The organism is Arenibacter sp. P308M17 (assembly GCF_003426735.1).
Classification (GTDB): Bacteria; Bacteroidota; Bacteroidia; order Flavobacteriales; family Flavobacteriaceae; genus Arenibacter.
Genome location: NZ_QVON01000005.1, coordinates 426,403 through 433,872 on the forward strand (window position 1 = coordinate 426,403; position 7,470 = coordinate 433,872).

A 7,470-nucleotide genomic window follows, 5' to 3' on the forward strand; every position below is an offset into this window, starting at 1 on the left:
TTCCGGTATTTTATCGATGAACATTCGGGTTTAAACGAATAAGGATAGGGTATTTTCCCTTCCGATTGTTATTACTTTATATTTGTTTGATTTAACTTATAAAGCCGGCCTCAAGCCGATTAAAATTAGAATGTTTTTTAACTTTAGGAATATGAAACACATGTACTCCAAATTTTATTCATTTATTATTTTTGGCTTATTTTTCCTTGGATTTAACCTGATAAATGCACAGGTTAATTTTTCTCAAAGTGACTTGGATTTTAATGGAACCGGTAATGCTTTGGTGACCACCTCCTTGAAATTTGGTCCTGATGGGCGGTTATATTTTGCCGAATATTCGGGTACCATCAAAGCCTTGACCATCCAAAGGGACGGTCCCAGCGATTATAAAGTGTTAAATACTGAAGTGATCACCGGTCTAAATGGAATTCAAAACCATAACGACGATGGTACCGAGGATGCTTCCACTTTAAGACAGACCACAGGGATTACGGTTGCAGGAACCGCTGCCAACCCCGTTATTTATGCTACTTCTAGCGATTTCAGGATTGGGGGGGGGACTAACGGAGGAGATGGTGATCTTGGACTGGACACCAACTCTGGGGTGATTACCAGGTTTACGTGGAACGGGTCTTCATGGGATGTGGTGGATATCGTTAGGGGCTTGCCACGTTCAGAGGAAAACCATGCTACCAATGGATTGGAGTTTGTTACCGTAAGCGGTATAGATTATTTAATTGTGGCGCAAGGGGGGCATACCAATGGGGGAAGCCCGTCCATTAATTTTAACTATGCGATGGAGTATGCGCTGTCTGCGGCTATTTTATCTATAAATCTGGATATGTTGGAAGCCCTTCCCATCCAGAATGATGGCGGTCGTAATTATATATATGATATTCCTACTTTGGACGATCCTACACGCCCCAATGCAAACGGTATTACCGATCCGGATACACCTGGTTATAACGGTATTGATGTGAATGATCCGTTTGGAGGAAATGATGGTCTTAACCAGGCCATGGTGGTCAATGGGGGACCGGTTCAAATTTTCTCCCCTGGATATAGAAACGCATATGATTTGGTAGTGACCGAAAGTGGTGCCGTCTATGTTACGGACAATGGTGCCAATGGCGGATGGGGCGGTTTTCCCGAGAACGAGGGTACTGCCAATGTTACCAATAATTATGTGGTGGGAGAACCGGGAAGTTCTTCCCCATTTGGAGGAGAACAAATCAATAATGAGGACCACCTGCAGTTGATTACCACGGATATTCAGAATTATGTTTTTGGAAGTTTTTATGGTGGACATCCAAACCCGGTCAGGGCAAATCCTACCGGTGCTGGACTATATATCACTCCCAATCCCACAAGCAATGCAGGGGTTGTATTAAGAACGCTCACCTATGATCCCGACGGATCTAGACCGGGCTCAACTACAGATGCCAACAATGCCCTACCTGCGAATTGGCCACCGGTACCTACTGCCAATGCCGTAGAAGGCGATTGGAGGGGACCTGGGATAACCAATCCGGATGGTCCGGACGATAACCCGGTCACGACATGGGGGACCAACACTAACGGTATTGATGAATATACGGCTACCAACTTTAACGGAGCCATGCAAGGAGATCTTCTAGCCGGTACCAATTTTCAACAGTTAAGAAGGGCAGAGCTTAATCCGGACGGTAGTCTAGAGACTTTAAATCCAATTTTTGCTTCCAATTTGGGAGGCAATGCCCTAGGGATAAGTTGTAACGGGGATACAGATCCTTTTCCAGGAACGATCTGGGTCGGGATATACAAAGGGGACGGTGAAAACCCCAATGTTTTATCCAAAATAGTGGTTTTGGAACCTGCGGACCTTGTTAATTGTATAGCACCGGGAGAACCGGGATATGATGCCAATGCGGACTATGACAGTGATGGCTATTCCAATCAGGATGAAGAAGATAATGGTAGCGACCCTTGTAATGGAGGGTCGCAACCAAGCGATTTCGACAAAGATGCTGGAGCCCCATTGATGTCCGATCTTAATGATCTGGACGATGATAATGATGGTATAAATGATGCCTTGGACCCTTTTCAATTGGGGGATCCAAATACTGCGGGCAGCGATGCATTTACCATACCAGTTGTTAATGAACTGTTTTCGGATACCGGATTAGGCGGATATTTGGGGCTTGGGATGACCGGTTTAATGAACAACGGGGATGCCAATCCCAATTGGTTGAATTGGATAGATAGAAAGGACGACCCCAATGACCCCAATCCCAATGATATTTTGGGAGGTGCCATTGGTGCCATGACAGTGAATATGACTTCCGGAACCGCTTTGGGCGCTGCCAATACCCAAGAAAAAGGCTTTCAGTACGGTGTACAGGTAGAACAGACCACCTCAACATTTACGGTAGCCAGTAGTTTGGCCAATTTTAACGATCCGCTACAATTATATGGAAATGCTGCCGCTCCCAATGGAGAGCTCGGGATTTTTATGGGCGATGGAACCCAGGGCAACTATATAAAAATGGTTATTACCAAGAATGGAATAACGGCATTACAGGAAATCAATGATGTGCCACAACCTTCCTTGGATTTTGTGGTTCCCGTTCAGGATCGTCCCAATGGCGTGGTATTCTATTTTGTGGTAGATCCTTCCAATGGGGAAGTGGTTTGTCAGTATACACTAGTGGGGGTTGCACCACGTACTACTTTAGGCACTATAACGGCCTCTGGTAACTTATTGACCGCTTTACAACAAGCTTCAACAGATTTGGCCGTTGGCCTAATAGGAACTTCCAATGCTGCTGGGGTAGAATTACAGGGGACTTGGGATTTTCTAAATGTTTTGGACAGTACTCCATTTATTACCAATACCATTCCAAATTTGGATAGAATGATCAATTCTGCCGATGAGGTACTAACTTTGGATAATTTTTTCGATGACGATGGGGGTATTGCCAATCTTACCTATACGGTTCAGAATAATTCCAACACGGACATAGGCGCAGTGATCAATACCAACGTATTGACCTTGTCCTTTCCAGGAGCTCCGGCCGTGTCGGATATAACGATACGTGCCACGGATGGGGATACCAATTTTGTGGAACAGACCTTTACCGTAACCGTAACGGATGCCCCTATTGTATTATATAGGGTAAATGCAGGCGGACCGGAAATAGCGGCCATTGATGGAGGTATTGTTTGGGAGCAGGATACTCCGGCCAACAATTCTACCCATCTCTCCGTGCCGGGAAGTAACCAAGCCTTTGCCTTTTCAGTTAATAGTGGTCCCAGTGTTCCCGCTACAACACCCGCTGCAATTTTTAATACAGAAAGGGCGGACAATGTACAAGGAGTACCCAATATGACCTATTCGTTCCCTGTGGTACAGCCCGGGAATTATGAAGTAAGACTTTATATGGGGAATGGCTGGTCCGGAACTTCAGCTCCGGGACAACGATTATTTGATGTTCAAATGGAAGGAATAACGTATCCGGCCCTGAACGATATAGACTTGTCAGCTGCCTATGGTCACCAAGTGGGGGCCGTTATAAGTCATGTTATTAAAGTAAACGACGGGACTATAGATATTTCCTTTATTCATGGTAGCATTGAAAACCCTATGATAAATGGAATTGAAATTTTGGATGCCTCCGATTCGGAAACTCCTATTTATGTAGATCCTATTGCAGATCAAAAAACCAATACAGGGGAACAGTTGATCGGAAATCTTGCGGTTTCCGCCTATGGTGGTGATGGGAATAAACAGTATTCCGCACAAGGACTTCCACCAGGATTGGTTATTGAGCCTACCAATGGACAAATTGGGGGAACGGTGGCCATTGGTGCTGAAGTGAACAGTCCGTATAATGTAACGATAACCGTAGACGATAGCGATGGTCTGACCAATGATGCGGTAAGTGTTTCCTTCCAATGGGTCATATTTGACGCCAGCTCCTATAGGGTCAATGTTGGCGGTAACGAGGTTACCGCGACCGACAATGGTGTGGATTGGAAATTCAATAATACCAATGGGGCCTATTCATCAAGTATGTACTCTGTTAATACCGGTTTTTCCATTAATGCCAGTTTACCATACGATCAAAGACATAGTTCCATACCCGCCTATATGGATAACACTACGTTTAGCAGCATTTTTGGTAGGGAACGTTATGATGCCGTTGGAGGAGCGGAGATGGAATTTGAGTTTCCTTTGGAAAATGGGGATTATATGGTAAATCTCTATTTGGGAAATAGCTATGAGTTGGCCAATCAGGTGGGAGATAGAATTTTCGATATTTCATTGGAAGGGGTAATTGTAAAGGATGATCTTGATCTAATATCCGAGTTTGGACATTTGGTAGCGGGTATGCTATCTTTTCCAGTGACCCTCAATGATGGGGAATTAAATCTACTCTTTTTACACGGAATTGCAGATAATCCAATAATTAGTGCCATAGAAATATATGAGGTGGATACTGCCAATCCCGTTTTAACCTTATCTGCCATTGCCAACCAAGCCAATGATATTAACGAAGTAGTTAATTTTAGTGCGGCAGCGGCCGGTGGAGATCCAAGTGAGGATATCTCTTACTATATCTCCGGACAACCGGAGGGGATAAGTATAAATCCAAGCAATGGTCAAATTACTGGTACAGTAGATCCTACAGCTTCTAGTGGAGGGCCAAACAACAATGGGATGCACCAGGTAGTCGTTACCGTGGCCAAGCCTGGTTCCGCTCCTGCCAGTAGGGTGTTTTCCTGGAATATTGCCTCCACCTGGATCAATAAGAATGAAAATGAAACCTATACGGCAAGACATGAAAATTCTTTTGTTCAGGCAGGTAATAAATTCTATCTAATGGGCGGAAGGGAGAATTCCAGAACCATAGACGTGTACGATTATACTTCGGATACATGGACATCATTGGTTAATTCCGCACCTTTTGAGTTTAACCATTTCCAAGCCACGGAGTATCAAGGATTGATCTGGGTAATAGGTTCCTTTAAGGACAATGCCTTCCCTACCGAAACCCCGGCAGAATATGTCTGGGCCTTTGATCCGGCCAACGAAGAATGGATTCAGGGTCCTCAAATCCCTGTCAATAGAAGAAGAGGTTCGGCAGGCCTGGTGCTGTACAATAATAAGTTTTACGTTGTGGCCGGTAACACACAGGGACATAACGGTGGCTACGTTCCATACTTCGATGAATTTGATCCAGCTACTGGAACATGGACTGCTTTGGCCGATGCGCCAAGAGCAAGGGATCATTTTGCTGCGGTAGCCATTGGGGACAAGCTATATGTTTCAGGGGGACGTCTTTCAGGCGGGGCCGGAGGAACATTTGCACCAACCATACCGGAGGTGGATGTATATAATTTTAGCTCTCAAAGTTGGAGTACCTTACCCGCTGGTCAGAATATCCCAACACCAAGAGGGGGTTCTTCAGCAGTAAAATTCAATGATAAATTAATGGTGATCGGTGGAGAAAGTGAAACTGCCGGTCCCTCTTTGACCACAGTGGAGGAGTATGATCCTTTATCCCAATCATGGAGTACATTACCTGGGTTAAATTCACCAAGACATGGTACCCAGGCTATAGTTTCCGGAAACGGTGTCTTTATTTTGGCCGGTTCTCCGGTACAGGGTGGTGGCAACCAAAAGAATATGGAGTATTTTGGTGAGGATGCCCCTTTAGGTAGTCCAAGTGTGGCAAGTGAGCTTAATGCCTTGGGCAGTTTATTGATAGCTGATGGAGCTACCGAGACTATCGATTTGGGTATAGAAAATGGAAACGTAGGGGTAATGGTAACTTCAATGGTGTTGTCAGGTACCGATGCGGCCGACTTTAATATTGTATCCGGGGAATTGACCGATCAGTTGTTGAATCCCAATACTACACATCCAATTGAAATTGCCCTTAATGGTACCGGAGCCAACAGAAACGCCATATTGACCATTAATTACGGAAATAATTCGTCCAAGGAAATTAATTTGTCCAATGCGCTAAATGTTCCGGATGTTACCGATCCAGGTACCCAAAATAATATTGAGGGAGATATTGTTTCCCTTCAAATTGAAGCCACTGGGTCTTGTACCGATGTTACATATAGTGCAACAGGATTACCCGACGGCCTGGATATAGATGCCAATACTGGATTAATTACTGGGACGGTATCTACTGGCGGTACGGGTAGTGGAGCTTATCAGGAAAGTAATGGATTGGTAGTAATGGAAATGGAAAATCTGGATTTTGGAAGCAATTGGTCCGAGCAATCGTCTCTTACCGGCTTTACGGGATCAGGTTATCTATTTAATTCTGTGGATAGCTTTAATACCCCGGGCAATGGAACCATAACCACTCAAATCAATATCACAACGCCCGGAGTTTATAGATTCCAGTGGCACAATAAGATTGGGACCATAGCCCCGACCAATCCAAATACGGAGCATAACGATGCGTGGTTGCGCTTCCCGGATGCCGATGACTTTTTCAGTTCGGGCGTTACTTCAGGTGCTATGCCCAGAAAATACCCTGGTGGTGTTGGCAAAACACCCGTTGTTAATGGAGCAACCTCAGCAGGTTGGTTTAAAGTGTATACCAATGTAATTGCATGGAATTGGGATACACAAACCAGTGATAATGAATTGCAATTTGTTTTTGTACAATTCGATAATCCAGGTACTTATACCATGGAAATTGCGTCCAGGTCCAGTGGCCATGTTATTGATCGGGCAACCTTGCATAAAGTAGATCAGAATTATACCACGACCCAACTGTTCAATGCCTCTGAATCAGTGCAGGGCGGGGGATCCAACGGTGCCTCGGACAACAGTCCCTATGACGTGGAAGTTACGGTTACCGATGACTGTGATCCGGCCCAATCTACCGTACTGGAGTTTGTATGGAATATAGGGGATACAGGAAATCAAATTCCTGTAGCGGTAGCAACCGCTGATATCACTTCTGGAGATGCACCCTTAACGGTAAGTTTCACAGGAAGCAATTCAACGGATGACTCTGGAATAACAGGATATATTTGGGACTTTAAGGACGGGACCCCTAACGATACAAACGCAGATCCAGTGCATGTATTCAATACACCTGGTATTTATGAGGTAGAGCTAACGGTAAGTGATGGGGTTCTTACGAATTCGACAACCCTAACTATAACAGTAAACACTCCTGCCAACCAGGCACCTGTGGTCACCAATCCGGGCGAACAGAACGGCATTGAGGGCGAAGTGGTCTCGTTACAGGTCGTGGCCACGGACCCTGAGGACGATGGCCTGAGCTATTCTGCCACCGGGCTGCCCACCGGCCTTAGTATAGATACCGCTACGGGACTGATCAGCGGAACCATCGCTACTGGTGCAGAAGCCAACAGCCCTTATACGGTAGAGGTAACGGTCACCGATGACGGCACTCCTGCGGAATCCGCCATGGTCTCCTTTATTTGGAACGTAAC

Annotated in this window: 1 protein-coding gene; it reads left to right on the forward strand. The window is 45.3% G+C overall.

Annotated features, from left to right (window positions below):
* Positions 1-151 precede the first annotated feature (151 nt).
* Positions 152-7,470 (forward strand): malectin domain-containing carbohydrate-binding protein (locus D0S24_RS14415; protein ID WP_117020590.1); only part of this gene is annotated, 7,319 nt, incomplete at its 3' end.